General features: G+C 72.1%; 24 protein-coding genes and 1 pseudogene. 17 read left to right on the forward strand and 8 right to left on the reverse strand.

All coding sequences use genetic code 11. From position 1 onward, the window contains the following. Positions 1-78: 78 nt before the first annotated feature. Both DAETH_RS15900 and DAETH_RS15905 read right to left on the reverse strand, forming a co-directional pair. Entirely contained in the window at positions 79-723 is a 645-nt protein-coding gene (locus DAETH_RS15900) for a hypothetical protein (RefSeq protein WP_264775851.1), read from the reverse strand. Beyond that, a complete protein-coding gene (locus DAETH_RS15905; RefSeq protein ID WP_264775852.1) occupies positions 720-1,601 on the reverse strand; it encodes a DUF4097 family beta strand repeat-containing protein in 882 nt (293 codons plus the stop codon). The genes DAETH_RS15900 and DAETH_RS15905 overlap by 4 nt, the downstream gene beginning before the upstream one ends. A 202-nt stretch (positions 1,602-1,803) precedes the next feature. On the opposite strand from DAETH_RS15905, the gene DAETH_RS15910 reads away from it, so the two are divergent. From DAETH_RS15910 to DAETH_RS15940, 7 genes are all read left to right on the forward strand, one after another. Further along, positions 1,804-3,192, forward strand: a complete 1,389-nt coding sequence (locus DAETH_RS15910) for a ribonuclease R family protein (RefSeq protein WP_264775853.1) — start codon at positions 1,804-1,806, stop codon at positions 3,190-3,192. A 91-nt stretch (positions 3,193-3,283) separates the two neighbouring features. Beyond that, positions 3,284-3,544, forward strand: a complete 261-nt coding sequence (locus tag DAETH_RS15915; protein WP_264775854.1) for a hypothetical protein — start codon at positions 3,284-3,286, stop codon at positions 3,542-3,544. 62 nt (positions 3,545-3,606) lie between these two features. Next, entirely contained in the window at positions 3,607-4,773 is a 1,167-nt protein-coding gene (locus DAETH_RS15920) for an agmatine deiminase family protein (RefSeq protein ID WP_264775855.1), read from the forward strand. Next, positions 4,758-5,942, forward strand: a complete 1,185-nt coding sequence (locus tag DAETH_RS15925; RefSeq protein WP_264775856.1) for a GNAT family N-acetyltransferase — start codon at positions 4,758-4,760, stop codon at positions 5,940-5,942. Before DAETH_RS15920 ends, DAETH_RS15925 begins: the two co-directional genes overlap by 16 nt. Next, a complete protein-coding gene (aguB, locus tag DAETH_RS15930; protein ID WP_264775857.1) occupies positions 5,935-6,819 on the forward strand; it encodes an N-carbamoylputrescine amidase in 885 nt (294 codons plus the stop codon). Before DAETH_RS15925 ends, aguB begins: the two co-directional genes overlap by 8 nt. 71 nt (positions 6,820-6,890) lie before the next feature. Then, positions 6,891-7,439, forward strand: a complete 549-nt coding sequence (locus DAETH_RS15935; RefSeq protein WP_264775858.1) for a hypothetical protein — start codon at positions 6,891-6,893, stop codon at positions 7,437-7,439. Positions 7,440-7,497: 58 nt separating this feature from the next. Next, positions 7,498-8,313 (forward strand): class I SAM-dependent methyltransferase, encoded by an 816-nt coding sequence (locus tag DAETH_RS15940; RefSeq protein WP_264775859.1) that lies wholly within the window; start codon positions 7,498-7,500, stop codon positions 8,311-8,313. Here DAETH_RS15940 and truA read toward each other — a convergent pair. After that, positions 8,286-9,095 (reverse strand): tRNA pseudouridine(38-40) synthase TruA, encoded by an 810-nt coding sequence (gene truA / locus DAETH_RS15945; protein WP_264775860.1) that lies wholly within the window; start codon positions 9,093-9,095, stop codon positions 8,286-8,288. The two genes, DAETH_RS15940 and truA, sit on opposite strands and share 28 nt — an antisense overlap. A 103-nt stretch (positions 9,096-9,198) precedes the next feature. Between truA and DAETH_RS15950 the strand changes: the two genes are divergently transcribed. The 4 genes from DAETH_RS15950 (at position 9,199) to DAETH_RS15965 (ending at position 12,064) form a co-directional block, all read left to right on the forward strand. After that, complete coding sequence (locus DAETH_RS15950) at positions 9,199-10,161, forward strand: peptidoglycan DD-metalloendopeptidase family protein (RefSeq protein WP_264775861.1); 963 nt, start codon at positions 9,199-9,201, stop codon at positions 10,159-10,161. Continuing rightward, complete coding sequence (locus DAETH_RS15955; protein ID WP_319993722.1) at positions 10,158-10,406, forward strand: antibiotic biosynthesis monooxygenase family protein; 249 nt, start codon at positions 10,158-10,160, stop codon at positions 10,404-10,406. Before DAETH_RS15950 ends, DAETH_RS15955 begins: the two co-directional genes overlap by 4 nt. Positions 10,407-10,517: 111 nt before the next feature. Next, on the forward strand, positions 10,518-10,847 hold the full coding sequence (locus DAETH_RS15960) for a PadR family transcriptional regulator (RefSeq protein WP_264775862.1): 330 nt from the start codon (positions 10,518-10,520) through the stop codon (positions 10,845-10,847). Beyond that, positions 10,844-12,064 carry a permease prefix domain 1-containing protein gene (locus DAETH_RS15965; RefSeq protein WP_264775863.1) on the forward strand — a complete coding sequence of 407 codons (1,221 nt, stop codon included), beginning with the start codon at positions 10,844-10,846 and terminating at the stop codon, positions 12,062-12,064. The genes DAETH_RS15960 and DAETH_RS15965 overlap by 4 nt, the downstream gene beginning before the upstream one ends. A gap of 1 nt (position 12,065) precedes the next feature. Here DAETH_RS15965 and surE read toward each other — a convergent pair whose 3' ends face one another. Together surE and DAETH_RS15975 are read right to left on the reverse strand one after the other, a co-directional pair. Next, positions 12,066-12,851, reverse strand: coding sequence for a 5'/3'-nucleotidase SurE (surE, locus tag DAETH_RS15970; RefSeq protein ID WP_264775864.1), 786 nt, complete (start codon positions 12,849-12,851; stop codon positions 12,066-12,068). A gap of 26 nt (positions 12,852-12,877) precedes the next feature. Then, positions 12,878-15,124, reverse strand: coding sequence for a hypothetical protein (locus DAETH_RS15975; protein WP_264775865.1), 2,247 nt, complete (start codon positions 15,122-15,124; stop codon positions 12,878-12,880). 496 nt (positions 15,125-15,620) lie between these two features. On the opposite strand from DAETH_RS15975, the gene DAETH_RS15980 reads away from it, so the two are divergent. From DAETH_RS15980 to DAETH_RS24545, 4 genes are all read left to right on the forward strand, one after another. Further along, the gene (locus DAETH_RS15980) at positions 15,621-16,541 is read left to right on the forward strand and encodes a hypothetical protein (protein ID WP_264775866.1); all 921 of its coding nucleotides are present in this window, start codon (positions 15,621-15,623) and stop codon (positions 16,539-16,541) included. Between the two features lie 242 nt (positions 16,542-16,783). Next, on the forward strand, positions 16,784-17,596 hold the full coding sequence (locus DAETH_RS15985; RefSeq protein WP_264775867.1) for a COG1470 family protein: 813 nt from the start codon (positions 16,784-16,786) through the stop codon (positions 17,594-17,596). After that, entirely contained in the window at positions 17,593-18,126 is a 534-nt protein-coding gene (locus DAETH_RS15990) for a hypothetical protein (protein ID WP_264775868.1), read from the forward strand. The genes DAETH_RS15985 and DAETH_RS15990 overlap by 4 nt, the downstream gene beginning before the upstream one ends. Before the next feature lies 1 nt (position 18,127). Continuing rightward, positions 18,128-21,373, forward strand: a complete 3,246-nt coding sequence (locus tag DAETH_RS24545; RefSeq protein WP_319993723.1) for a carboxypeptidase-like regulatory domain-containing protein — start codon at positions 18,128-18,130, stop codon at positions 21,371-21,373. A gap of 146 nt (positions 21,374-21,519) precedes the next feature. On the opposite strand, the gene DAETH_RS16005 is transcribed toward DAETH_RS24545, so the two are convergent. Further along, positions 21,520-21,930 carry a hypothetical protein gene (locus DAETH_RS16005; protein ID WP_264775869.1) on the reverse strand — a complete coding sequence of 137 codons (411 nt, stop codon included), beginning with the start codon at positions 21,928-21,930 and terminating at the stop codon, positions 21,520-21,522. Positions 21,931-21,986: 56 nt separating this feature from the next. Beyond that, positions 21,987-22,610 (reverse strand): YqhA family protein, encoded by a 624-nt coding sequence (locus DAETH_RS16010; protein WP_264777454.1) that lies wholly within the window; start codon positions 22,608-22,610, stop codon positions 21,987-21,989. 348 nt (positions 22,611-22,958) lie between these two features. On the opposite strand from DAETH_RS16010, the pseudogene DAETH_RS16015 reads away from it, so the two are divergent. Then, positions 22,959-23,045 (forward strand): annotated as a pseudogene (locus tag DAETH_RS16015) (SAM-dependent methyltransferase); the annotation flags it as partial. A 76-nt stretch (positions 23,046-23,121) separates the two neighbouring features. Continuing rightward, positions 23,122-23,409 carry a hypothetical protein gene (locus DAETH_RS16020; RefSeq protein ID WP_264775870.1) on the forward strand — a complete coding sequence of 96 codons (288 nt, stop codon included), beginning with the start codon at positions 23,122-23,124 and terminating at the stop codon, positions 23,407-23,409. 28 nt (positions 23,410-23,437) lie between these two features. Here the strand turns inward: DAETH_RS16020 and DAETH_RS16025 are convergent, their stop codons facing one another. Then, positions 23,438-23,992, reverse strand: coding sequence for an ankyrin repeat domain-containing protein (locus DAETH_RS16025; protein ID WP_264775871.1), 555 nt, complete (start codon positions 23,990-23,992; stop codon positions 23,438-23,440). Between the last annotated feature and the right edge of the window lie 77 nt (positions 23,993-24,069).

Consider the following 24,069-nt stretch of genomic DNA (forward strand, 5'->3'; position numbering starts at 1 on the left):
ACTCTACGCAGATGGCCGAAGGTCGAAGGCAGAAGGCCACCTGAACAGCCTTCCGCCCTCTGCCTTGAGCCTTCCGCCTCACTTCAGGCTGAGTTTGACGCTGTTGCCCTCGCTGTCCTCGGCGTCGAGGAGGTCGCCGGGCGGGGGGTCGGCCTCGATCAGGAGTTGCAGGGCCTCGACGCTCAGGCCCGCGCGTTCCAGCGCCCGGATGCCGTGGGCGGGAATCAGCCGGTGCAGGTGCGGCGCGAGGCTGACGGGGAGGTTGGCCGCGTACTCGTCGCCCTCCGAGGACTCGACCTGGACGCGCAGGATGCGGGCGGAGGTCGGGACGCCGCGCGGCGGGCGAGGAGGGCCGCCCTCGAAGGCGCGGTCTACGGTATCTCCGACTCGTTCCATGATGGTGTCGATCCCTCCCGTCAGGCGGTCCACCACGCTGCGCGGCAGGGGACCCGGCCGCGTCCAGTCCGATGAGCCCAGCGGGCCCGGGGCCCGGGGGGGTGGGGGCGGCGGCGGAGCGTCCCGCACTCCACGCAGCAGGAGCAGGTGTTCGGCGACCTGCCCGGTGTCCATCTCCTCGCGGGAGAGCAGGGACGCGACGAGTTCGCGGTCGGCCTCCGTCAGCGCGAGCCGGGGGCTCAGGGCGGCCAGCAGCGGCGCGGCGTCTTCGAGGCTCAGGCGCCCCGCACGCACGAGGTCGAGCAGGCGTTTGACCTTCTCCTTCATGCCGTTCCCCCTGACGCGGCATTGACCATGAGCTGCCCGGCGGTCACCTGGCAGGAGAGCGAGGCCGCCCCGTCGCCGACCTGCCCGGTGTGACGTGCGTTCACGAAGCCGCCGCTCTTGTTGGTGGGGAAGTTCGCCATGAAGCCCCCGACCGTCACCTCGGCGTTCACGCGGACGCTGCTGCCGGGCAGGAGGCTCAGGCTGACATTGCCCGCGTTCACCTCGACCCGGTGGTCGCCGCCCGTGAGTTGCCCGGCCCAGCGCAGGTTCCCGCCGTGCACGCTGGCATTCAGGGTCCGCGCCCCCTCCAGGCTCAGCCCGCCGCCGTGGATGTTCAGGTGGGTGGGCCCGCCCATCTCGGCGGCCTTGAGGTTCCCGCCGTGCACGTTCGCCGTCAGGCTCGCCGCGCGGCCCATGCGGACGTTCCCGCCGTGGACCTCGACGTGGGCCTCTCCCGAGAGGTCGGGAAGCTGGAGGTTCCCCCCGTGGATTCGGGCCTGAACGTGCCGGGGCGCGAAGGGCAGGCTGAGGATGGCCTTGACGGGCAACCCGTCCCGCCGCTTCGCCCGGTCCACGCGCCAGCCGTTCGACGTGGCCGTGAGGGTGACTTCCCCGTCGTAGTTCGCGCTGAGCTGCGGCCTCATCACGGACGGGTCGTGCAGCACGGTCAGGCTGTAGCCGTGCACCTGAAGGTCTAAGTCAGGCGGCGTCTCGCCTGCCAAGGCGGCGTCCGCCCCGGCGGCCTCCCGAGGCGAAACGGTGTCCACCACCCGTTCCTCCCCCTCCAGTAGCCCCGCCGCCTCCTCGGGGGTGAGTTTGCCCTCGGCCACCAGACGACCCACCTGTGCGCGGAAACTGTCATTTGCGTGCTCATTCATGCGCCCCTCCTTTAGAGAAATAGAAACACCTGAGCGAGAGAATGTCAAGTCTAACTTTCCATAATTTGACTTGAAGGGGAAGAATCACGGCCTGGGAGGACCCCAGGGGTGGGAGAAGCCCTCCAGTTCCGAATAGATGAGAGCTTTGACTTTCCATTCTCGACGCCACCTCCTCTCGACGTGGGTCGGTATTCTGCCGGGCATGACCCAACCTCTCCCCGATCTGACGCCAGCGCAACGCACCGAGGTGGAGTTGGTGGCGCGCGGCAAGCAGGAGAAGTCGCGCGTGCTGCGCGAAGCCGGGCAGCCCGAGACGCCCGAGGCCGCCCACTCGCTGCTGCTGCGCCTCGGGCTGTGGGCGGAGGCGCGGACGCCTTACGCCGACCGCCTGGGCGCGGCCCTGACCCCTGTCATGCTCGACGTGCCGGACTTCCAAGAGGAGGAGCGGCTGGACCTCACCCACCTCCCGGCCTTCGCCATCGACGACGAGGGCAACCGCGACCCGGACGACGCGGTGGGCACCCAGCCGCTGGAGGGGGGCCTGACCCGGCTGTGGGTCCATGTGGCGGACGTGGCGGCCCTCGTCCCGCCCGGCAGCCCGCTCGACCTGGAGGCGCGGGCGCGGGGGGCGACCCTCTACCTGCCCGACCGCACCATCGGGATGCTGCCCGACGCCCTGATCGAGAAGGCGGGGCTGGGCCTGACCGAGACGAGCCCCGCCTTATCCATCAGCCTCGACCTCGACGCGGACGGCAACGCGGACGCGGTGGACGTGGCCTTGACGCGGGTGCGGGTGACCCGGCTCACGTACACCGAGGCGCAGGCCCGGCTGGAGGCGGGGGAAGAGCCCTTCGTCACCCTCGCCCGGCTGGCCCACGCGAGCCGCGAGCTGCGCGAGTCGGAAGGCGCGCTGAGCATCGACCTTCCCGAGGTGCGGGTGCGGGCGGACGAGGCGGGCGCGGCCGTGACCCCACTGCCCAAGCCCGAGATGCGCTTCGTGGTGCAGGAGTGCATGACGCTGGCGGGGTGGGGGGCCGCCATCTACGCGGACGACCACGCCATCCCCCTCCCCTTCGCCACCCAGGACGCGCCGACGCGGGACGTGCGGGGGGACACCCTCGCGGCCCACTGGGCGCGGCGCAAGACGCTCGCCCGCACGCGCTTCCAGCCCGCGCCGGGGCCGCATCACGGCATGGGCCTCGACCTGTACGCCCAGGCGACGAGCCCGATGCGGCGTTACCTCGACCTCGTGGTGCACCAGCAACTGCGGGCGGCGCTGACGGGTGGCGAGCCCCTGAGCGGCAGGGAGGTCGCCGCCCGGGTCGCGCAGGCGAGCCTGAATGCCGACGCCACCCGGCAGGCCGAACGACTCAGCCGCCGCCACCACACCCTGCGCTTCATCGCCGCGCAGCCGGGGCGCGAGTGGGAGGCGGTGGTCGTGGACCGCCGGGGCCCGCAGGCGACCCTCCTGATCCCCGACCTCGCGCTCGACCTGCCGCTGAGCACGCCCGCGCCCGTGGGAACGGCGCTGCGGGTGCGGCTGAGTGACGTGAATCTCTCCGCGCTGACGGTGCGGGTCCGTCCGGTCTGAGCCCGCCGGGTGCATGAAGGCCACCCGAGGACAGGGAAAATCGGATTCACCTTTCATTCATGTCGCTGGCGGCGTGTTTACACTTGGGACCATGAAAGCGCTGGCAACCGACATCGTGTCCCTCAGGATGAGCCATTGCCGGGCCGAACACGCAGCAGAGGGAGCGCAGTACCACCTCGCCGTGATGCACTACCGCGTGTGCCTGGAGGCCGCCGAGCGCCGCGAGGACTGCCGCGCCACCCAGTTCTTCGCCCTCAAGCTCGCCGCCTGCTACGACGAGATGGGCCTGACCGAAAAGGCCGCCGGGTTCCGCGCGCTGGCCTGCACGGGCGACTCGCCGCTGCTGGGCTGAGCCCGCTCCTCCCCCTTCCCAGGGCCACCCGCGTCACCTTCCCCAGATGCGGGGGTGCGACAATGCGCGCCGTGAGCACGCCCCACCCCACCCGCCTCACCGCCGCGCACCTCACCCCGGGGGATCCCACCCCGCGCGAGTCGGGCTTCGCCATGCCGCCGGAGTGGGCTCCCCACGCGGCGACCTGGATGAGCTGGCCGGGGGACGACGAGCTGTGGTTCGGCCTGCTGGAGGGCGTGCGTGCCGAGTTCGCCGAACTCGTGCGCACGATTGCCCGTTTCGAGCCCGTCCACCTCCTCGTGCGCGACGAGGAGAGCGAAGAAGACGCGCGGCGCCGTCTGGGCGGGGACGTGGACATGACCCCCTTCCCGGTCACACTGCACCGCCTTCCCCTCGACGACGTGTGGATTCGGGACAACGGGCCGATCTTTGTGATGCGTGAGAGGCGGGCGGCGGGCGATGAGTTGGGGCAAGGCTCATCACCGCTCCCTCATGCCCCCGCGCTCTCCCTCATCAACTGGAGGTTCAACTCCTGGGGCGGCAAGTTCCGCTGGGAGCAGGACGACGAGGTGCCCGAGTACGTCGCCGCCTTTCTCGGCGTGAGGCACTGGGACCGCCCCGAGGTGTTGGAAGGCGGCGGGCTGGAGGTGAACGGGGCGGGGGTAGGCCTGACCACCCGCTCGTGCTTCCTAACCGAGACGCGCAACCCAGGGCTGACGGAAGAAGGCTACGCGGCGCTCTTGCGCGACACCCTCGGCGTCGAGAAGCTGCTGTGGCTGGACGGCGGGTTGGAGAACGACCACACCGACGGGCATATCGACACCATCACGCGCTTCACGGACGAGGGGACGGTCGTGACGAGCGTGGCGGAGGACCTGGCGGACGCGAACCACCCCGTCATGGCGAAAAACCTCGCGGACCTGCGGGAGATGACGGACGCGCAGGGGCGGCCCTTCCGCATCGTGGAGCTGCCGCTTCCGGTGAATCGGCTGGAGGGCGCGGAGGGCCGTCTGCCGCCCACCTACGCGAACTTCTATGTCGGCAACGGCTTCGTCGTCGTGCCTTGTTACGGCGACCCGAACGACGAGCGGGCGCTGGAGGTGCTGCGGCCCCTCTTCCCAGGGCGCGAGGTGATCGGGCTGAGCAGCCGCAAGATCATCGAGGGCGGCGGGAGCTTCCACTGCATGACCCAGCAGCAGCCTGTGGGGGAGCCGTGGACGGGCAGGTAATCAGGCTCGGAGACGGGTACGAGGCGCGCCCGGTCAGCCTGGAAGCGTACCGTGACGCCTGCGCCCGGCTGGAAGGCCGCATCTTCGGCGGGGGCTCGCTGTACGCCTTCGACCCGCCGGGTAAGGCGCCGCCTCCCCTCGGTGAGACGCTGAACTGGGGCCTCTTCCACGGGGAGGACCTGATCGGCTGGCACCACGCCCACCAGCAGGGCGAGCGGACGGTGTACATGGCCGACACCGGAATTCTCCGCGAGCACCAGGGGCGCGGGCTGTACACGAGGCTCCTGCCGCACCTGCTCGAAGCCTTCCGCGAGGCGGGCTACACCCTCGTCACGAGCCACCACCGCGCGACCAACAACCGCGTCATCGTCCCCAAGTTGCGCGCCGGGTTCTTCCTCCAGGGGGTGAACCTGTACGAGGGCGGGGTGAACGTGGCGCTGACGCTCAGCCTGGACGAGACGTACCGGGGGGCCATGCACGTCCGCAGCGGCCTGCGGCAGGCGTCGGGCGAAGTGGCGCGGCGGCTGGGGCTGGACCCCGTTCCCAGGGAGAAGGCGGTGGGGAAGACGGCCAGCGTGCCGGTTCCGGCCCTGGGCGAACCCGCCTTCGACCTCGACGACGGCTACACCATCCGGCGCGTGGAGGCGGAGGTATTCCGGGAGGTGTACGAGCAGTTGGAGGACGCCGCATACGACACGGTGACCTTCGACTGGGGCGGCCCCTCTCCCCTCCCCGCCCCGACCGTGCCGACCTTCACCTGGCTCGTCGAGCATGGGGGCGAGGTCGTCGGCTGGCACTCGGCCCGGCAGTGGGACGCCCGCACCGTGTACATGGTGAACACGGCGTTGCTGCCCGGGCACCGGGGGCGGGGGCTGTACACCCGCCTGCTGCCGTACCTGCTCGGGGCCTTCCGCGCCGGGGGGTACACGGTCATCCGCAGCCACCACCACGCGACCAACAATGCCGTCATCGTCCCCAAGCTCCGCGCGGGTTTCGTGATCGCGGGGCTGGAAGTCAACCATCACGGGGTCATGGCCGTCCTCACCTACACCTTCGACCCCGTCTACCGCGAGTATCTGGACGTGCGCAGCGGCCTGCGCCGTCCCGCCGGGGAGGTGGCCCGCCGCCTCGGCCTGCATTTGCACCCCCAGGAGGAATCTCATGTCTGACCCTGTGACCCTCGCCGTGATTCAGATGCACATGACAGGCAGCCTGGAGGACAACGTGAGCCGCGCCGAGCGGCATGTGCGCGACGCCGCGCGGCAGGGCGCAGGGGTCGTGCTGCTGCCCGAACTCTTCGAGAACCTGTACTTCTGCCAGGTGGAGCGCGAGGACTACTTTGCTCTCGCGCACCCGCTCGACGGCCACCCCTTCGTGGGACGCTTCCAGAACCTCGCTCGTGACCTCGGGGTGGTGCTGCCCCTCTCGTACTTCGAGCGGGCGGGGCAGGCGCACTACAACTCGCTGGTGTGCATCGACGCCGACGGCAGCGTGCTCGGCAACTACCGCAAGACCCACATCCCCGACGGCCCCGGCTACGAGGAGAAGTATTACTTTAACCTCGGCGACACCGGCTTCAAGGTGTGGCAGACGCGCTTCGGGCGCATCGGCGTGGGCATCTGCTGGGACCAGTGGTACCCGGAGACCGCCCGGGTGATGATGCTCCAGGGCGCCGACTTCCTGCTCTACCCGACGGCCATCGGCAGTGAGCCCGCCGAGGTCGAGACGCCGAACACCTACCAGATGTGGCAGCGAGCGATGGTGGGCCACGCAGTCAGCAACTCGACCTACGTGGGATCAAGCAACCGCATCGGCACCGAGCAGATCGGGGACCTGACCCAGACGTACTACGGGCACTCCTTCATCACCGACTACACGGGCGAGATCGTCGCCGAGTTCGGCGAGACGGAGGAAGGGGCGCTGACCCACCCCCTGAACCTCGCCGAGGCCCGCCGGTTCCGCGCCGGGATGGGCTTTTTCCGCGACCGCCGCCCGGACCTCTACGGCGCTCTCCTGACGAGCGACGGGGTGACGCGGCGAGGGTGAGGCAGGCGAATGAAGGAGGGGGAGGGAGCCTGCGGGTTTCCGCCCCCTCGCCCTTTTGTTAGCCTCGGGGCATGGATGACGGTGTGTCCGTGGAGTTCGCCGCCGCCCGGCAGGAGGCCCTGGGCGCGGCCTCGGCGGTGCTGGAGGGCTTCGCGCGCCTGAACGCCGCCAAGGGGGAGGCGGAGGTGGCCTTTGCCGCCCTCCCCCGTTTCGTGCGGGGGTTCGCGGAATCGGCGGTGAGCGCGGAAATCCTGCGGCAGACCGGGCAGGGCCTTCCCGCGTGGGCGGCCACCATCGAGGGGCTGACGGGTGAGGTGACGGCAGCGCGGGCAATCCTGGAACGTGTGGGGGACGAGGCCGCTCTGGATGCCGCCGACCGCGAGAGGCTGCGGCGCGTGGCGGGCGAGGTCGAGCGGCAACGCGCCGGGCTCGGCCGCCTCCTGCGCTGCATGGAGGACGCGCCGCCCAAGGTCGAACGGGTGCCCAGGCAGTTCCTGCACGGGGAGCGGCGGCGGCTGGCACTGGACAACCTGCGGGCCCAGACCCAGGCGTTGCAGGACGCGCTGGGGGTGATGCCTTCCCTGGAGGGCGGGCTAAGCCGGGTGGCCGAAGCCGGGTAAGCTCTGACGCACGCCATCCGGCCGATGTCTCCGGCAGACCGCTCCCCTACGCTGCGCTATGGACCAGATCGCGGCGTACTACGCGCAGAACCGGGAGCATGAACGTCTCACGCGCGGGAGCAACCAGCTCGAATTCGAGCGGACGCGGGAACTCCTCGCGCGTTTTCTGCCGCCCCCACCCGCCACCGTGCTCGACGTGGGCGGGGGCACCGGGCCCTACGCCCGCCCGCTGCTGGAGGAGGGCTACGGCGTTCACCTGCTTGACGCGGCGCCCCACCACATTGAGCGCATCCGGGCGGACCCGTCGCTGGCGGGGCTCACCTCGGCCACGCTCGGGGACGCGCGGGCACTGCCCTACCCGGACGCGAGCGCCGACGCTGTCCTCCTGCTGGGGCCGCTCTACCACCTGACGGGAGCCGACGACCGCCTCCGGGCCCTCACCGAGGCGCGGCGTTGTCTGCGCCCGGGCGGGGTCGTGCTCGCGGCGGCCATCACGCGGACGGCGAGCACCCTCGATGGGCTCCTGGCCGGGCTCGACGCAGACGAGCGGTTCCGGGCGATGAGGAATGCGACCCTGGAGGACGGCCTGCATCAGCCCCCGGACCCCACCCTGGGCTGGTTCACCACCGCCTACTTCCACCGCCCGGAGGAATTGCAGCGTGAGGTCGAGGAGGCCGGGTTTCGGAACGTGGACCTCTACGCGGTGGAGGGCTTGGGCAACGTCGTGCCGGACTTCGAGACGCTGTGGATGGACCCGGCGCGGCGCGGGCGGCTGCTCGACGTGATCCGGCGGACGGAGCGGGACCCCGCCCTCTTCGGCGTGAGCGCCCACCTCCTCGCGGTGGGCTACTCGCCCTCCCCGAACCCCGCGTAGCTCGCCCCGGTGAAGGTCAGCCCGTGCGCGGGCACGTTCGCCCCGGCGTCGGCGCGGCGGCGGCCCGCCAGGATACCCGCCACCACCTCCTCGCCGAGCTTGCCCTGGCCGACGAGGAGCAGCGTGCCGACCAGCCCACGCACCATCTGGCGCAGGAAGCTCTCGCCCGAGACCTCGACTTCCCACACGCGCCCGCCCACGACGGGCGGACCGGGCCGGACGGACAGGGCGCGCACCTCCCGCACGGTCTGGCGGTCCTCCCGGGTGGCGAAGGCGGCAAAGTCGTGGGTGCCGATGAGATGAGAGGCGGCCCGGTTCATCGCCTCCACGTCGAGGGGACCGGGGACGTGCAACGCCCGCCCGCCCCAGAGGGGATGCCGCTGCGGCGAGGCGAGGAGCCGGTAGGTGTAGCGCCGCTCGGTGCAGGAGAAGCGGGCGTGAAAGCCCGTAGGCGCGGGGGAGGCAGAGAGCACGGCGACCGTGGGCGGCAGGTGCGCGTTCAGGGCGCGGGGGAGCCGCCCTGGAGGAATGCGGAAACTGAGCGGCACATCGAGGTGAGCGGGCATCGCCTCGGCGTGGACCCCGGCGTCGGTGCGTCCGGCGGCGACGGGGCGGGCGGCGCCCTCTCCCCCTACCCGCGCGCAGGCGGCGTGCAACGTCTCCTGCACGCTGGGCGCGTTGCTCTGAGCCTGCCAGCCCGCGAAGCCCGACCCGTCCCAGGCCAGGGTCAGCCGCAGGCGCGCGAAACCCGGCGGGGGCGAGAAGACGGGCCGCTCACTCATGGGGGCAGGGTAGCGTTCCACCCGGCTCCTCCGGGGGTGGGGCCCACACGCGGCGCGAAATTCCTCACATGTAGTTCATGACCCCCCCGTTATGGTGGCGATTGTGAACTTCGTTCTCATCCGGCGCTCCTCCAGGCGTGGGGCGGCTTCCAACCCCCACGTCCGGCGAGGTCTCGCCACCCTGACCCTGGTGCTGGCGGGTCTGGCAAGTGCGCAGGTGACCTACCGGGTGCGGCCCGGCGACAACCTGACGGTGATCGCGCGCCGGGCTGGGGTCAGCGTGGCCGCGCTGAAGGCCGCCAATCCCAGCCTGAAGAACGCGAACAACGTGCAGGCGGGCAAGACGTTGACTATCCCGGGCCGCAACACCCCTGACCGCACCGTGGCCGGAAGCACGCACCGGGTCAAGAGCGGCGAGAACCTGACCGTCATCGCCCGCCGGTACGGCCTGACGCTCGGGCAACTGCTGCGGGCCAACCCGGAGTTGGACGCCGAGCGGGCGCTGTGGGCCGGGGCGACGGTTCGCATCCCCGGGCGGAACGTGGCGGCCCGACTGCCGAACGCCGCCAATGGGGATGCCCCGGCCCCCCGCCCCGGCAACCGCACCCCCGGCGCCACGGTGCGCACGGCGTCCATCCGCGTGACTCCGGTGTCTCCGGACACGCCCTCCGCGCGGGGCTGGCTGTGGCCGGTGCCCGGGTACAGGGCGATCACGAGCGACTTCGGGCCGCGCGTGCTCGGCGGCGAGCGCGAGATGCACTACGGGGTGGACATCCTCGCGCCGCAGGGCACCCTCGTCCTCGCGGCGCGCTCTGGCCGGGTGATCGAGTCGCGCGCCGACTTCGAGCGCGGCTGGGGGTGGACGGTCGTGCTGGAGCACCAAGGCGGCTGGATCACCCGCTACGCGCACCTGAGCTCCACCATCGCCCGCACCGGGGAGCGGGTCGCCGCCGGGCAGCCCGTCGGGCGCGTGGGCAACACCGGGCGCTCCACCGGCACCCACCTCCACTTCGGCACCTACCTGCGCTGGGACCCCAGGGACCCCCTCGCCCTCTACGGCGAGTGAGCGCGGCGAAGGCTCCCCTGCGCGTCCACTACGCCGAGGCACGCGGCGACGCGGCGCGAGCGGGGATGGAGGCACTCCTGGCGGCGCTGCCCGCCCAGCCAGGTTTCCTGGGCGCCGAATTGCTCCACAGCCCCGCACAGCCGGGCCTCGTCCTTGTGGCGAGCCGCTGGGCGGGCGAGGTGCCCGCGCTGCCCCTTCCGGCGGGGGCGCGGGCGTGGGTGTTCGAGGTGTTGGAGAGCAGGTAGACTTACCCGACCTGACCTTGTTTTCCTATGCTCCTCGTTTTACGATGCTTTGGCATCGGTAAGCGATGCTCATTGGCATCACCCCTCGCGCCGATAGGGAAAGGGGTCTGCATGGACGCTCAGCAGCTCAAAGGCCACCTCGACTTGCTTCTGCTCGCCGCGCTGGAGCGGGGCCCGAGCTACGGCGGGCAGATCATAGCGGACGTGCAGGCGGCGACGGGCGGGTACTTCTCCCTGCGCGAGGGGACGCTCTACCCCGCCCTGCACCGTCTGGAGAAGGCAGGGTGGATCGAGGGGGAATTTCGGCAGCTTCCGCGCGGCGGCAGCCTGGTCAAGGTCTACCGCTTGACGCCGGGGGGACGGGAAGAACTGCGGGCACAGCGCGAACGCTACGAACGGTTCAGCGCCGCCGTGCGCGGTGTGATCGGGGGCAGGGCATGAGGGCGACCGAACGTTACCTGAAGCATGCCACCCGGGGCTTATGGGGAAAGGCGCGGCAAAACGTCCGGCTGGAGCTGCGCGGTGCCATTGAGGACAAGATTCACCGCCACCGGCTGCTGGGCCTGACCGAGGAGGAGGCGACCCGCGCCGCCCTGCGCGACCTGGGAGACCCGCATACCGTCGCGCGGGAGTTGAACCGGGTGCACACGCTGCCCCACGCCGCCCGCGCCGCATTGCTGGCCGGGGTCGCCACGCTGCTGGGGGTGCAGGCGCTGGCGGGGGTGCCAGTGGTGCGGGCCATTTCGGGCTCTTCCGGGGAGGAATGTCGGAAGTTCGTCGCCTCTCCGCCGGAACAACGGTCAGCCTGGGAACGCGAACGTTACGAACAACTCCTCCGGGAGAAAAACGGAGTTGCAGGGTTACTCCATTGGTGTCGAGCCTACGCCGAATCGAGAAGCGACCTCCTGCTTTTAAGCGACCTCGTTGCTGCGTTTGAAGCCGCTGGGATCAGGCTCACTCCCGTCATCGGCGCGGATAATCTGTATCAACTTTCCTTCTCTGGTGGTCCAGGTATCTACACACTGTATCTTCGAGATCAAAACAAAGTCATAGATGGGGAGAAAACCATACAAACAAATGCCTTACTTCAAAATCTCCTGACTTCCTTGCCCCAGCACATCCCCCTACGTCTGGTCGGCTTGGATAACCCAACGCTTCAAGTTGGTCCTGCCCAGCTCAAGATCGGGACGGAAAGCAACCCCGTCAGGGCCACAGACCTCTACGCCTTGCCGATCATCAATGATCTGGAGGCCAAACTGGGGTCGCTCTCGAAGCATCGGGCCACTCTTGGCATAGCGTTTGAAGACTCTCTGGTCTACAGTCCAGCGGACAAAGCTCTTCGTGTCGGCGGCCCCGACGGGTCACTTTACGCGGTGGTGACGAACGAGCCGGTGTTCACGCCGCTCGGAGCGCCCGTCAATTACGTGCTACGCGTCCGGGCGACCAGAGACGGCCTCATTCCTCTTGAGCAATCTGCCTTTTGCAATGCCCAGCGTCCGTGCAACTCCAGAGTTGTCAGCACAGCGCAAGAACTCCTGAACGCGACTGAGCGGCGAGAGGCTGCCGCGCTGGTCTACAGCGTCGATTCTGCCGATCTCCACGACCTCAACCTCACCCCCCTTCCCGCCTCGCGGGTTCGCCTCATCCCCTACCCTTGACCTACACCTCTGGCACGTACCCGCCCACCTCCTCCAGCAGGTCGCGGGCGGTGAGGTCGAGCCGCACGGGCGTCACGCTGATCAGCCCGGACTGCACGGCCCCGTAGTCGGTCGTCTCGTCGTGGGCGTCGGCGGCGCGGCTGGTGCCCGCCACCCAGTGGTACTCGCGGCCCTCGGGGTCGTGGCGGGTGACGATGGAGTCCTCCCAGCGGTGCTCGCCCACCCGGGTCACCCGCACGCCGCGCGGCGTGCGGGCCGGGAAATTGACGTTGAGGAGCACGCGCGGCGGCAGCCCCCGCGCGAGGACCTCCCGCGCCAGCCGCGCCGCGTAGGCGGCCCCCGCCGTGAAGGAGTACTCGCCGCCTTCCCCCGCCTGCTGGCTGAAGGCGATGGCAGGAATTCCCAGCGCCAACCCCTCGAAGGCCGCCGCGACCGTGCCCGAGTGGGTGAGGTCGTCGCCGAGGTTCGGCCCCAGGTTGATGCCGCTCACGACGAGGTCGGGCCGCCCGAGGAGATGGGCGCCGAGGACCACGCAGTCGGCGGGGGTGCCGTCCACCCGGTAGGCGGGAAGCTCCCCGAAGCCCGCCGAGGCCGTATGCTTGAAGCGCAGCGGGCGCCGGATCGTGATCCCGTGCCCGACCGCCGACTGCTCCACGTCGGGCGCCACGACCACCACGTCGCCGAGGTCGGCGAGCGCCAGCGCGAGCGCCTTGATGCCCGGTGAGAAGATGCCGTCGTCGTTGGCGACGAGGATGCGGGGCCGTTCGGGGGTGAGAGGGTCGGTCATGGGGCGCAGGCTAACGTGGGACGTCCCTAGAAGGGCGTCAGGGGAAGTGGCGGCTCGAACGCGTCCTCCGGGGGGAGGCACCGCCCGGGAGGCCAGACCGCGCGGGGGGACGCCCCCCGGCCCACCGGGGTGAGGTCGCCCACCGTCAGGGCCACGTTCACCTCGCGCACGCTGAGTTCGAGGGGGCCACCCCGCGTGGTGACGTTCAGCCGGAACCAGCAGTTCAGCGGCAGCACCGCGCCGAAGGTGTGCCCCGCGCCCCCCGCGTGGTGGTCCGGCAGGGGGGCCGGGGCGTACACGACGCGCGGGCCCGTCCCGACGCGCAGGCCCAGCGCGAAGGGCGGCGGGAGGAGCCCGGGGGGCGCGGCGGACCCGGTCACGTCCAGCCGGGCGGTCAGGGCCCAGGTCCCGGCGGGCACGTCCGGCAGGAGGAGGGTGAGGAGGGGCGGCGGTCCCAGGCGGCCCCGGCGCAGCACCTCCAGGAAGCCGCCGTCGAGGGCCACCCGGTAGCCGTTGGGGGTGAGGACCCCACGCCGGGGGTGGGGATGGGGGGACGGCTCCGGCGCGGGCTCGGCACACCCTCCCCGGAACCCGGCGGGGGGAGGCGCGGGCAGCGCGGCGCGGGCCTCGGCGGCGAGTTCGGGGAGGTTCGCGCGGGTGGCGTACAGGAGGCTCAGGGCCGGCTGGGTGGGCAGCAGCAGCCGCGCGAGCGTGCGGCGCAGGGCGTGGCGCTCGGCGGCGGGCAGGGTCCCCGCCAGGGCGGCGCGGGTGACCTCGCTGGCGAAGGCGAGCCCCGTCTCCGCGTCGTCGCTGCGGTACTCCAGGCCGGGCAGCGTGAGGGCCTCCTCCCGCCCGGCGGGCACCAGGAGACCCGACCGGCAGGCCGCGTTCAACACGCCCGGGGCCGCCTCGCCCAGCAGCTCCCCGGCCATCACCCGGTCGAAGCGGTCGTGGAGTTGCGCCAGCCGCGCCAGCCCCTCGCGGGCGGGGCCGGGCAGGTGGGCGAGGTCCGCCAGGGCCCGGTCGCGCACGTCGGGCGGCAACCGCCCGTCGTGTGCCGCGAGGTCGCCGCCGGACCGGACGAGTGCTTGCACGTACAGCGGGCAGCCCTCCGACCGCTGCACGAGGCGCGCGGCGCGGGCCCGCCCCGCCCCGCCGTGGTCGGGCCCTTCCCGGGCCAGCGCCCGCATCACGCCCGCGACGCTCAGGGGCGGCATCGTGACGTGGTGCAGGCGACGCCCTCCCAGCGGGCCGAGCGCGAGCCGCAGGTGGTCGGACCCGGGCGTGGGCGAGGCGGACAGGACGACCACGAGCGGCAGCGGCAGGTCGAGCATGAACCGCAGCAGGGCCGCGAGCCAGGCGGGAACCTCGTTCACGTCGTGCAGGGCGACGAGCAGCGGCACGCCCGCCTCTGTCATGCGCCCGGCGAGGTCGATCAGGTCCGCGTCGGGGTCCGTCGTTCCCCCGGGTGGTCCCCCCGGCGGGCGGCGCTCGGGCGGCAGGGCCCGCCGCAGGTGCCCGGCGAGCGCCGCTTGCAGCAGAAGCCGCTGGGAGGAGAACCGCACCTGCACCGCCCGCCAGGGCGTGCCCTGCACCGCGTCCTCCAGCAGCGTTCGCCGGGTGCCGACGTGTCCCCGCAGCAGCACGAGTTGCGGCGCCCGCGCGGCCCGCTCGAACACCCCCCGCAGCGCCCGCACCTGTTCGGGCCACTCGAAGGTGAGGTCGTCCGGGGCGGCGGGCGGGAGGGAGCGGGCGGGCAGGTGCAGCCCCAGCCGCTCGGCGCAGGCGCGCACCTGCCCTCCCGCCTGCGGCTGGCCCCGACCCTCGAAGCGGGCGCAGACCGACCCCAGGCGTTCCTCGATCCGGTCGTGGATCAGGCTGCGCCGCCTGTCCACCCAGTCGCGGAAGGCCGCCGAGCCCAGGTCCTCCAGCCCGCTGAGGGCCGGTCCGCGCAGCGGCGAGAGCCAGGCGGCCAGGTCGCGCTCGTTCAGGGGCTCGGGCCCACGCAGCCAGCGGTCCAGGTCGGTCTCGCAGCGCAGGGCCAGCATGGGCTGCCGGGCCGGGAAGGGCGCGAGCCCCCGCCCCCTGAGACGGCTGAGTTCCACCCGCAGGTTCCGCAGGGCGTCCGGCGTGTCCCACAGCAGCCCAGCCAGATGCTCGCGGTGGTGCGGGCACTCCTCCAGCGTCAGGTAGGTCAGCAGAGCGGCCGCCTTGCCGGGAAGGGACAGCGGCTCCCCCCCACGCGTCGCGTGAACGTGACCCAGCAGATGCAACGTGAGTATCGTCCCACCTCCCTTGCCGCAGGTGTTCAAGCCCGGGCCCTCGCCCATGAGTTGAGAACTTCATGAAGAGAATACTGAAATGGTGAGGGAAGCACAGCCCCTCCCCTCTCGCTCAAGGTCGGTCGACTTGACAATCCATACTGGGGAACCAGCCACCTGTATTGACGTTGGAAACGACACGTTAACGTGAGGGGGATTTGCGCCCGAACTTACGCTCTTCTCACAGAATTTGTCCGGGTGTGGGCGTCTTTCCGCCGCGGGGCGGGCCAAACTCCAGTGGCGGCGGGCTCAGGGTGAAGGCAGCCCTCCGTGAGGGAAAAGTCGACGCCGAGGGCTCACAGCCCTGATCCTCACGCCTCCTTAACGGGATGAGGGGGCGGGCAGCGTGGCCTTAACGCGTCTCTCATTACCCTTTCGACATCACCGGGGCAGCGGGCTTCGGTGCCTCGTTCACACGCCCCAGTCAGGCGGTCAGGAAGGGTAGAACATGAAATACCTCTGGATTGTCGGTGCTTTGCTCCTCGCCTCCCAGGGCGGTGCCCAGTCGGTCGCCTCCAACAACTCCTGTGCGGGCGACTGCACCGCCATCACCACGACCGGGGACGTGGTCAAGATCGAGGAGAAGGCCGCCACCACCACGGGGAACGTCAGCGCCGCCCTGACCGAGGACGTCACCGTGTCGATCCCGGCCATCGTGGCGATGCACCTGCACGAGACGTCGTGGAACGTGAACCTCGCCAACCTGGACGACCGGGGCAACGACTGCGACTGCTACCGGGCGGGCGAGCACAACATCCTCACCGGCCGTGACGACCTCTACGACATCCTGGGCCTGATGCGGGCCACCAACTCGGTGTGGCACGGCGACGGCGTGGACCGCGCCGACAACCGCTACTCCTACGCGGGCGACCTGAAGTGGGACACCCAGTACGGCAGCGGGCTGGCCGGGAAGCTGCTCCAGGTCCACCGTTACCCGGGCATCGAGTGGCGGGGCCCGAACATGACCCAGGTCTCCTGGAAGGGTCCCATCGTCTGCTTCAACCGCAAGATCGTGCAGAAGTTCACCAACGCCTCCAAGGGCTGGACGGTCAACGTCTCGCTCCAGGGGCGCGGCAACAAGCCCGTCACCCCGGGCTTCCCGACCTTCATCCTAGGGGACCGGGTGGCCCAGAGCGGCAACCGCGACAACGCGGCCAACCCCAAGAAGGTCGAGGTGCTCTACGACGCGCTGACCGGCGCCAAGCCCGGGCTGACCTTCAACCACGCCTTCGCGCGCGGCTCGGCCAGCCTGACGACCACGGGCGGCTGGCTCGACGACTACATCCTGGAGGCCCTCGTCTTCGACGGCAACGAGACGGCGGGCGTCAAGGAAGCGGCCGTCAAGTTCGAACTCGTCGGCCAGTTCTGACCCCGGCCCCCGCCCGCACCCCGGCTCGGGGGGTGCGGGCAGGGGTGGGCCCCGCTTCCCCGCAGCGGGCCTCCTGTGCGTGAATCCCGGGAACGCGTCGCGGGGCGTGCCGCGTTCCCCCTCCTCCTTTAGCGTCTCCCCTTTTTCCTTCCCCCTTTTCGGCCCGGCCCAACATCAGACTGACCGTTCGTGTCCGCACGCCCCGGCCTCCCGCCCCCCGCTTCCCCTGGAGGAGACACCCCATGCCGCACGCCCCCCGCCTCTCCCACTGCGCCCTGCTGGCGCTCTCGCTGCTGCTCACGCCCGCCGCCCGGGCCGCCACCGGGGTCAGCATGGACGTCTCGCGCGTCGAGCTGAGCGCGCTGCCCGGCGGCACGGTCAACCATGCCGTGACCGTCCTCAACCCCGGGGGCGCGAGCGAGGGGGCGATGACCGTCAGCCCCTCCCTGCGCGACTTCGTGCTGCCGCCCCAGGGGCAGGCCCAGTTCCTCCCGGCGGGCACGGGCAAGAACAGTCTGGCCCGCTGGTTGCAGTTCACCCCCCAGGAGTTCAAGCTCGCCCCCGGCCAGAAGCAGCAGGTGCGCTACACGGTGCAGGTGCCCGCCAACGCCGCGCCCGGCCTGTACTGGGGCGTATTGTTCTTCAGGAGCGACACGCCCGCCGCCCCGGCGTCCGGCGAGAACTCGGTGTCCCTGAACTACACCATCGACGTGGGGCAGATCATCTACGTGCAGGTCGGCACGCCCACCGTGGAGGCCCGCCTGAACGCCCTCGAAGCGAGCTACGCGGACGGGCAGATCAGCGTGGGGGCCACCGTCAAGAACAGCGGCAGCGGGCTGATCCGGGCGGCGGGGCGGGCGCAGGTGCTCGACGGGCAGGGGCGCCCCGTGGCGCTGCTCCCCATCGAGGAGAGCGTCGCGCTGCCCGGCTACAGCCGCACCTTCAGCGGGCACGCGGGGCTCGCGCTCGGGCCGGGGCAATATCAGGTGCTCGTCGCCCTGCAATACGCCAAGGGCAAGTTCTTCACCGGGCAGACCCGGCTGGTGGTGAAGTGAGACAGGGCAGGCGGGCGCGGGTGCTCCTGCTGCTCGGGGCCGCGCTCCTGACGGGCGGGGGGGCGGGGGCGCAGACCGGCCTGCCCTCCGGCGGTCCCCGCGCGAACAGCGCCGCCCTGCTCGACGGGCAGCGCCTCACCCTGAACGTCTCGTTCCTGCCCGGGGAGCCGGGGGGACCCGCCTACCCCCCGAGCGGCCCCTTCTCCAGGGCCAACCCGGCGTACTACCCGGTGCGGGGCAACCCCGGCACGCTGCGCCTCACCGTGGTGACGGGCCAGCCTGCGGCGGCGCTCGTGCTGCGCGCCCGCGCCGTCCCCGCGCCGGGGCGGCTGGCGGCCCTGCCCGCCGACCGGGTGGAGTACAGCGTGAACGGGGCACCCTGGCAGGCCAGCGGGGGTGTCCAGACGGTCGCGCTCCTCCCGCCGGGCGGGCAGGCCACCTACGAGATCGCATTGCGCCTGCGCCTGGAGGGCGACGAGCCCGCTGGGGAGCATGGGGTGCAGCTCACCTGGACCGTGGAGGCGCGGTGAGGTGCGGCACCTCCGGGTCGGCACCCTGCTCCTCACGGCGCTGCTGGGCCTGGGAGCCCTCCCCGGCGGCGGCGCCCACGCGGCCCAGGTGCAAGGCGGCGGCGAGGCCCCCCGCCCGGCGGAGGCCCAGCCCGGCGAGTTCCTGACCGTTCCCCTGCGCCTCGCGGGGCAGCCCCCGGGCTCCTACCGGGTGCGGGCCAGCCTGCCGGAGGGCTGGGTGCTGCTCACCGAGGAGCTGGACCTGGAGGGCGGGCGGGGCTTCCTCGCCCTGCACCTGCCCGAGGAGGCCGTCGCCGGGCCGCACGACCTGACCTTCACCCTGACGGGCCCGGGGGAAGCGGCGCTGGCCGTACCCGTCCGGGTGGTGGTGGCCGCCCACCCCGACCTCGTGGTGACGCTCCCGGAGGCGGACCGGGTGAGGCCGGGGGAGCGGCGGGACTACCGGGCGCGGGTCACGAACGTCGGCAACGCGCGCGACCGCCTGCGCCTGAGCGTGGAGGGCAGCGCCACGGTGACCCCCGACCACCTGACGCTGGGCCCCGGGGAGAGCGCCGAGGTGCGCCTCGCCTACACCCAGCGCAGCCGGGGCAACGCCGACACCGTGACCCTCGCGGCGGTCAGCGGCCTCGACGAGCGGGTGCGGCGGGAGGCCCTGCTCGTGCTGGCGGTCGGGGACGCGCCGAACGCGGCGGGCGGCCCCGGGCTGACCTGGAACGTGGAGGTGGCCCCCGAGCTGTCCCTGAACCCGGGGACCACGGCCGGGGCGGGCGCGGGGAACACCCCGCCGACCCTTCCGGGGCTGCCGACGGGGCTCGCCGCCCCCGCCCCCGCCACCCCGGCCGCGCTGGGGGACGGGACCCCGCGCTGGACCTGGGGAGGCACCTTCAGCGCGGGGGTGGGGGGGCAGCTCAGCGACTACGCCTCGGGCGGGGTGAGCTACTCCGTGCGCCGCACCGAGGACGGCGGGCGGCGCGAGGACGGCCTGGCCTACCTGGAGTGGGGAGACGTCGGCGTGACCCTGCGCAGCCGGGACGCCTTCTCGGGGGTGGACCTCGGCGTGCAGTACGAGCGCGGGGACTACACCTTCGGGGTGAGCCTGGGGCGCGAGGCGGCGGAGGGGGGCACGACGTACGGCCTGGGGGCGAGCGTCAGCCACCGCTACGGGGTCTCGGTGTCGGCCCGGCACCTCTTCGGCGAGCCGGGCGGCGACGCCCTGAGCGTGGGGTGGACCCGCCGCCTGGGCGCCTGGACCCCGGCGGTGGAGGTCGGGGTGGTGCGCTCCGGGGCCGAATGGGGCTACGCGTTGAGCCAACGGCTCGACTACGAGGACCGCCGCCTGCTCGCCCGCCAGGAGTACCGCTACGACAGCCTGACGGACGCCCACGCCCTCAACGTGCGGGTGGCGGCCCGTCAGCTCGAACCCTTCGGGGTCGGGGCGACCCTCAGCCTCAGCCGGGTGGGCGGGGTGCTGCGCTACGACCTCGGCGCCGCGCTCGCCTACCACCCCGACGAGCACTCCGGGGTCCAGCTCCAGGCGAACCTCGGCAGCGACGGCCCCCGCGCGAACCTGACGGCGCTGCGGCGCTGGGACGCGGGGGACGCCGACCTTTTCCTGAGCGGGCAGGCGAGTCTGGCGGGAGGCGCCCTCAGCGGCGTCCTCCAGGCCACCGCCGTGCTGCCCAGGGGACCCGGCGAGGTGCTGCTGAGCGGCGTGGTGGGCCACGACGGGGGGCTGCGGTACGGGGCGGGCGCCGGGTACCTGCGGGGGCCCTTCAGCGTGGCCGGGAGCGTGGAGGGCGGGGCGGCCCCGCGCGCGACCCTCAGCGCGGCCTACCGGCCTGAGCGCGGCCTGACCGCGACCGCCGACTACCTGCTGGAGCGGGGCGGCGCGGCCCCGGGGCAGGAGGTGCGCGGCAGCGTCGGGTACGCGGCCGATCTCTGGTCCGCCGGCCTGCTCGTGGGCTACCGCCTCCCGCCGGGTGAGGCGGGGCGGCCGGTGTACGGAGCGCAGGCCAGCGGGCAACTGCTCCCGACCCTGCGACTCCAGGCCCGGGCCGAACGCTCGGCGGACCGGACCCGCTTCACGGTGGGGGGAAGCTTCACCCCGGGGGGAAGTTGGCGCACCCCCGGCGCGGTGGTGGCGCTCTTCGGGGGGCGCAACGCGGGCACCCTGCGGCTGCAAGCCTTCCGCGACGACAACGCGAACGGCGCCCGCGACCCCGGCGAGCCGGGCGTGGCCTCCGGGTTCCGGGTGGGCGGCCAGGCCGTCACCACCGACACCCGGGGGGAGGCGAGCCTGCTCCTGACGCCCGGGGGGTACGAGGTGCAGCTCGGCGACGACGTGCCCGCTCAGTACCTGATCCCCGCCCTCCCGCCCGCCCGGGTCACCCTGCGGGAGACGACCATGCTGAGCGTCCCCGTCCGCGAGGTGGGCACCCTCCAGGGCCGCCTGGGCGACGAGGGCGGGCGGCCCCTGGCGGGGGTGCGGGTGCGCCTCGCCGGTCCCGGCGGGACCCTGGAGGCCGTGACCGACGCCACCGGGGCCTACCGCCTGGGCGGCCTGCGGTTCGGCCCCTCCACCCTGACCGTCCAGCCCGACCCCGCCCTGTACCACGCGCCGCCCCCGCTGGAGGTCACCCTGGACGCCCGGCAGCCCCTGGTCACCCAGGACATCACGCTGCGGGCCGTCTACGAGGCGAGCGTCCTGGCGGCCGACGACCTGACCCTGGAGGTGACCCTGCCGGGCGACGCCCTGCCCCCCGGCGCCAGCCTGCCCGTCGAGGTCCGGGTCGAGCCTGCGGCGGACGCCGTGACCCTGGAGGGCCTGGGCGCCCCGGCGGCGCTGCGCAGCGAGGACGGGCGGGTCTGGCGCGGCACCGTTCCCCTCCCCCCCACCCAGGGGGCGGACGTGGAGGTCCAGGTCACCGCCCGGCGGGGCGAGCGCAGCGCGAGCGAGCGCGCCCTCGTGCGGGTGGACCCGGCCCTGCCCGCCTTCACCCTCCAGGCCGCCCCCTTCAACGCCCTGCCCGGCCAGCCCCTGACCCTGCGCGCCGTGGCACACGCGGCCGGGGGCCACCTCCAGGTGCGGGACGCCCAGGGCCGGGTGACCGAGCTTCAGCCCACCGGGGGCCGGGAGTTCGGGGCGCCGTTCACCGCCGAGTCTGCCCCCGGCACCCACACCCTGACGCTGCTCGTGGACGGGGAGGCGCGGGCCGAGGCGACCTACCGGGTGCTGGGTCGGCCCTGATCGCGGTGCTCCGTTCTGTCGGCGGGACAAAGGGCACGTCCCGTCGATTCCACTGCAACCGCCCCCACCACGGGTTCTCTCTGCGCTCGGACTGCTGTGAGGGCGCCCCGCCGGTCATCCCCGGCCCTGACCGGACAGCGTGATTCTCAGTACGCTATGCCGCCGCGTTTGAACTGAAACCCCGCCTTGGTGAAGACCACCATCACGGTGCGGCCCTCGGCCTTGAAGGTCAGTTCCGAGTTCTGGAAGGTGCCCGACGCGCTGATGCAGGTGGCCTGGAGGTTGTACGCGCGGCCCTTCTGGAACCGGGGCGCCGCCTTGCTCCCGGCCCCAATGGGGTTGACCTGACCGTCCGGCAACACCGTGACCTCGTTCCTGAGTCGGCCCCCCTCGAAAACCTTGACGCGCACCCCCTGGCACGGCGAGGGAGCGTCGTTGACGGCGAGGAGCCCGTCGAGCCGAAGGGTCGCTGCCCCCCCCACCGAACCGAGTGCGCCGAGCGCGATCAGGAGGGCGGCCCGGCGCTCGCGGTTGAAAAGCCCTTGCAACGTCTTCATCCGGCTCACCGTACCGGGCCGTCACCTTCAAATTCCTTACGGCGGTGGGGCCGGGTCTACTCCGCGCCCTCCTCCGCCTCCACCTGTCCCTGGGTCTTGGCCTCGGTCGCCCGCTCGGCCCGCCGCACGTCCGTCTCGCGGATTTTGCGCTGCTCGCTGTCGTGCTCGAACAGCTCGCGCCGGGCCCGCAGTTTGGCCTCGGGCTGCTGGAGGTCCCCGCCCGAACCCCGGTGGACCCGCTGAAAGAACACCAGGGCGCCCCCCGCCAGGGCGAGCGACCCGGCGAAGTAGAGGGTCTCCTGCGGGTCCTCCCAGCGGATGAAGTGCTCCAGGAAGGTGACCCCGAGGATCACGATGACGACGGAGACGACCTTCTGCTCCAGGTCGGACAGGCTCTCGACCCCCAGCGCCGAGGTGAGGTTGAGCGGCCGGATGAACAGGGAATACAGCCCCACCCCGATGATGTAGAACACCACCGCCTTGAGCATGGTGCTCACCACTTCCAGGAACTCCACCGCCAGCGTCCCCGACTGGCTGCCGATGCCCTCGGTGAAGGTGCCGCGCCACGTCTCGTAGATCGTGGTCAGCGCGAGCAGGGTGCCCTGGAGGAACAGGCTGAAGGCCACCAGCAGCACGGCGATCACGGCGATCAGGACCACGAAGCGGGTGCGCCCGATCATCTCGCTGAAATACTCGCGCTTGGTGTGTTCGCCCTTGGGGCGGGTGCCGGGACGCGTGGTCACGCCCCCATCATGCCTGCCGGGGCCCGGCGAGAAGTGCAGGTGAGGACAACATTCAGGAAGAGGCGGGAGAATGGGTGAGTGACCGCGAAGCCGCACTCTGGGGAATGGTACGCCCGGCTGGCCCGGGAGCTGGGCGGCTACCACCACGCCTGGAACCGCGTGCTGGACGGCCCCGACCCCGAGCTGACCTTCGACGCGCTTCTCGAAGAGCGGCTGGGGCCGTCCGTGCGGGTGCTGGAGGCCGGGTGCGGACACGGGCCGGACGCCGCGCGCTTCGCGGAGCGGGTGGCCCGCTGGGTCGCTTACGACCGGGTGCCGGAGCTGCTCGGCCTCGCGCGGGCGAACGCACCGGGCGCCGAATTCCACCTGTGGGACGGGCGCGGGGAAGTGCCGGACACCCTGACGGGTCCCTTCGACCTGATCGTGTCCCGGCGTGGGCAGGGCGGGCGTGATCCGTCACCTCCCCGCTGTCGCCGCGCCCGGGGCCCGCTTCCTGTACGTGGGGCCGACGCTCGACGTGCCGCAGGTGCCCGAACGCCTGGCGGCGGTGGGCTGGGCCGTTCACGGCGAGTGGCGCGTGTCCGTGCGGGCCTGGGCCCCCACCTGGGAGGACTGGGCTACCCGCTGCACCTGGATGGGCGAGGAGGCCCGGCGCGAGGACTGGGAGGCGCGAGCCACCGCCCGGGGTCTCGCCTACCGGGAGGAACGGGACGTGGTGCTGGCGGGGGCAGGGTGAGGCGAACACTTCGCCCTGGTCCCCGCCGTCAAGCGTTCCCCGTGGACTCCCCCAGCCGCCCCTCTAACTGGGCCGCCGTGTCGGGGGCGCCCATCAACCGCGCCGCGTCCAGGGCCGTCATTCCCCGGGCGTCCCGCGCGTGGAGGTCGGCCCCGTGCGCGAGGAGGAGGTCGGCCACCTCGGTGCGGTTGAACATGGCGGCCAGCATCAGGGCCGTCCTGCCGTCCTGCCCCGCGCTCTCCACGTCGGCGCCGCCTTGCAACAGGAGTTCGGCCATCGCCACGTCGCCCCTGAAGGCCGCGCCGAGCAAAGGCGTCTGCCCCTGGTCGTTGCGCAGCTCGGGGTCGGCGCCGTGTTCCAGCAGCACGCGCGCCGCGTCCAGATGGCCGTGGTAGCTGGCGAGCATGAGCAGACTGTCGCCCCGCCCGTTGCACAGGTTGGGAGGCAGCCCGTGGTCGAGCAGGGGCGCGAGCCCCCCGGCGTCGCCCCGGCGGGCGAGGTCGAGCACGTCCTGCAAGAAGGAGAGCGTTTCCGGATCGAGCGCCGACACGGGCGAAGGGTTCTTCTCGGGATGGTCCTGCATGGTCGTCTCCTGGGGGAAAGGGCGGCTGGGCCGGTTCGGTGATCCAGTGTGCCAGCACGGGAAAAGGGAAAGGAGAA

Source organism: Deinococcus aetherius, assembly GCF_025997855.1.
Lineage (GTDB): Bacteria > Deinococcota > Deinococci > Deinococcales > Deinococcaceae > Deinococcus > Deinococcus aetherius.

Coding starts and splice junctions, on each gene's coding strand:
- DAETH_RS15935 (WP_264775858.1), top strand. CDS start 6,891: ATGGATGACGGTGTGTCCGTGGAGTTCGCCGCCGCCCGGCAGGAGGCC.
- DAETH_RS15905 (WP_264775852.1), bottom strand. CDS start 1,601: ATGAATGAGCACGCAAATGACAGTTTCCGCGCACAGGTGGGTCGTCTG.
- DAETH_RS16025 (WP_264775871.1), bottom strand. CDS start 23,992: ATGCAGGACCATCCCGAGAAGAACCCTTCGCCCGTGTCGGCGCTCGAT.
- DAETH_RS15910 (WP_264775853.1), top strand. CDS start 1,804: ATGACCCAACCTCTCCCCGATCTGACGCCAGCGCAACGCACCGAGGTG.
- DAETH_RS16010 (WP_264777454.1), bottom strand. CDS start 22,610: ATGATCGGGCGCACCCGCTTCGTGGTCCTGATCGCCGTGATCGCCGTG.
- DAETH_RS15965 (WP_264775863.1), top strand. CDS start 10,844: ATGAGGGCGACCGAACGTTACCTGAAGCATGCCACCCGGGGCTTATGG.
- DAETH_RS15915 (WP_264775854.1), top strand. CDS start 3,284: ATGAAAGCGCTGGCAACCGACATCGTGTCCCTCAGGATGAGCCATTGC.
- DAETH_RS15920 (WP_264775855.1), top strand. CDS start 3,607: ATGCGCGCCGTGAGCACGCCCCACCCCACCCGCCTCACCGCCGCGCAC.
- aguB (WP_264775857.1), top strand. CDS start 5,935: ATGTCTGACCCTGTGACCCTCGCCGTGATTCAGATGCACATGACAGGC.
- DAETH_RS15940 (WP_264775859.1), top strand. CDS start 7,498: ATGGACCAGATCGCGGCGTACTACGCGCAGAACCGGGAGCATGAACGT.
- surE (WP_264775864.1), bottom strand. CDS start 12,851: ATGACCGACCCTCTCACCCCCGAACGGCCCCGCATCCTCGTCGCCAAC.
- DAETH_RS15985 (WP_264775867.1), top strand. CDS start 16,784: ATGCCGCACGCCCCCCGCCTCTCCCACTGCGCCCTGCTGGCGCTCTCG.
- truA (WP_264775860.1), bottom strand. CDS start 9,095: ATGAGTGAGCGGCCCGTCTTCTCGCCCCCGCCGGGTTTCGCGCGCCTG.
- DAETH_RS16005 (WP_264775869.1), bottom strand. CDS start 21,930: ATGAAGACGTTGCAAGGGCTTTTCAACCGCGAGCGCCGGGCCGCCCTC.
- DAETH_RS15960 (WP_264775862.1), top strand. CDS start 10,518: ATGGACGCTCAGCAGCTCAAAGGCCACCTCGACTTGCTTCTGCTCGCC.
- DAETH_RS15980 (WP_264775866.1), top strand. CDS start 15,621: ATGAAATACCTCTGGATTGTCGGTGCTTTGCTCCTCGCCTCCCAGGGC.
- DAETH_RS15900 (WP_264775851.1), bottom strand. CDS start 723: ATGAAGGAGAAGGTCAAACGCCTGCTCGACCTCGTGCGTGCGGGGCGC.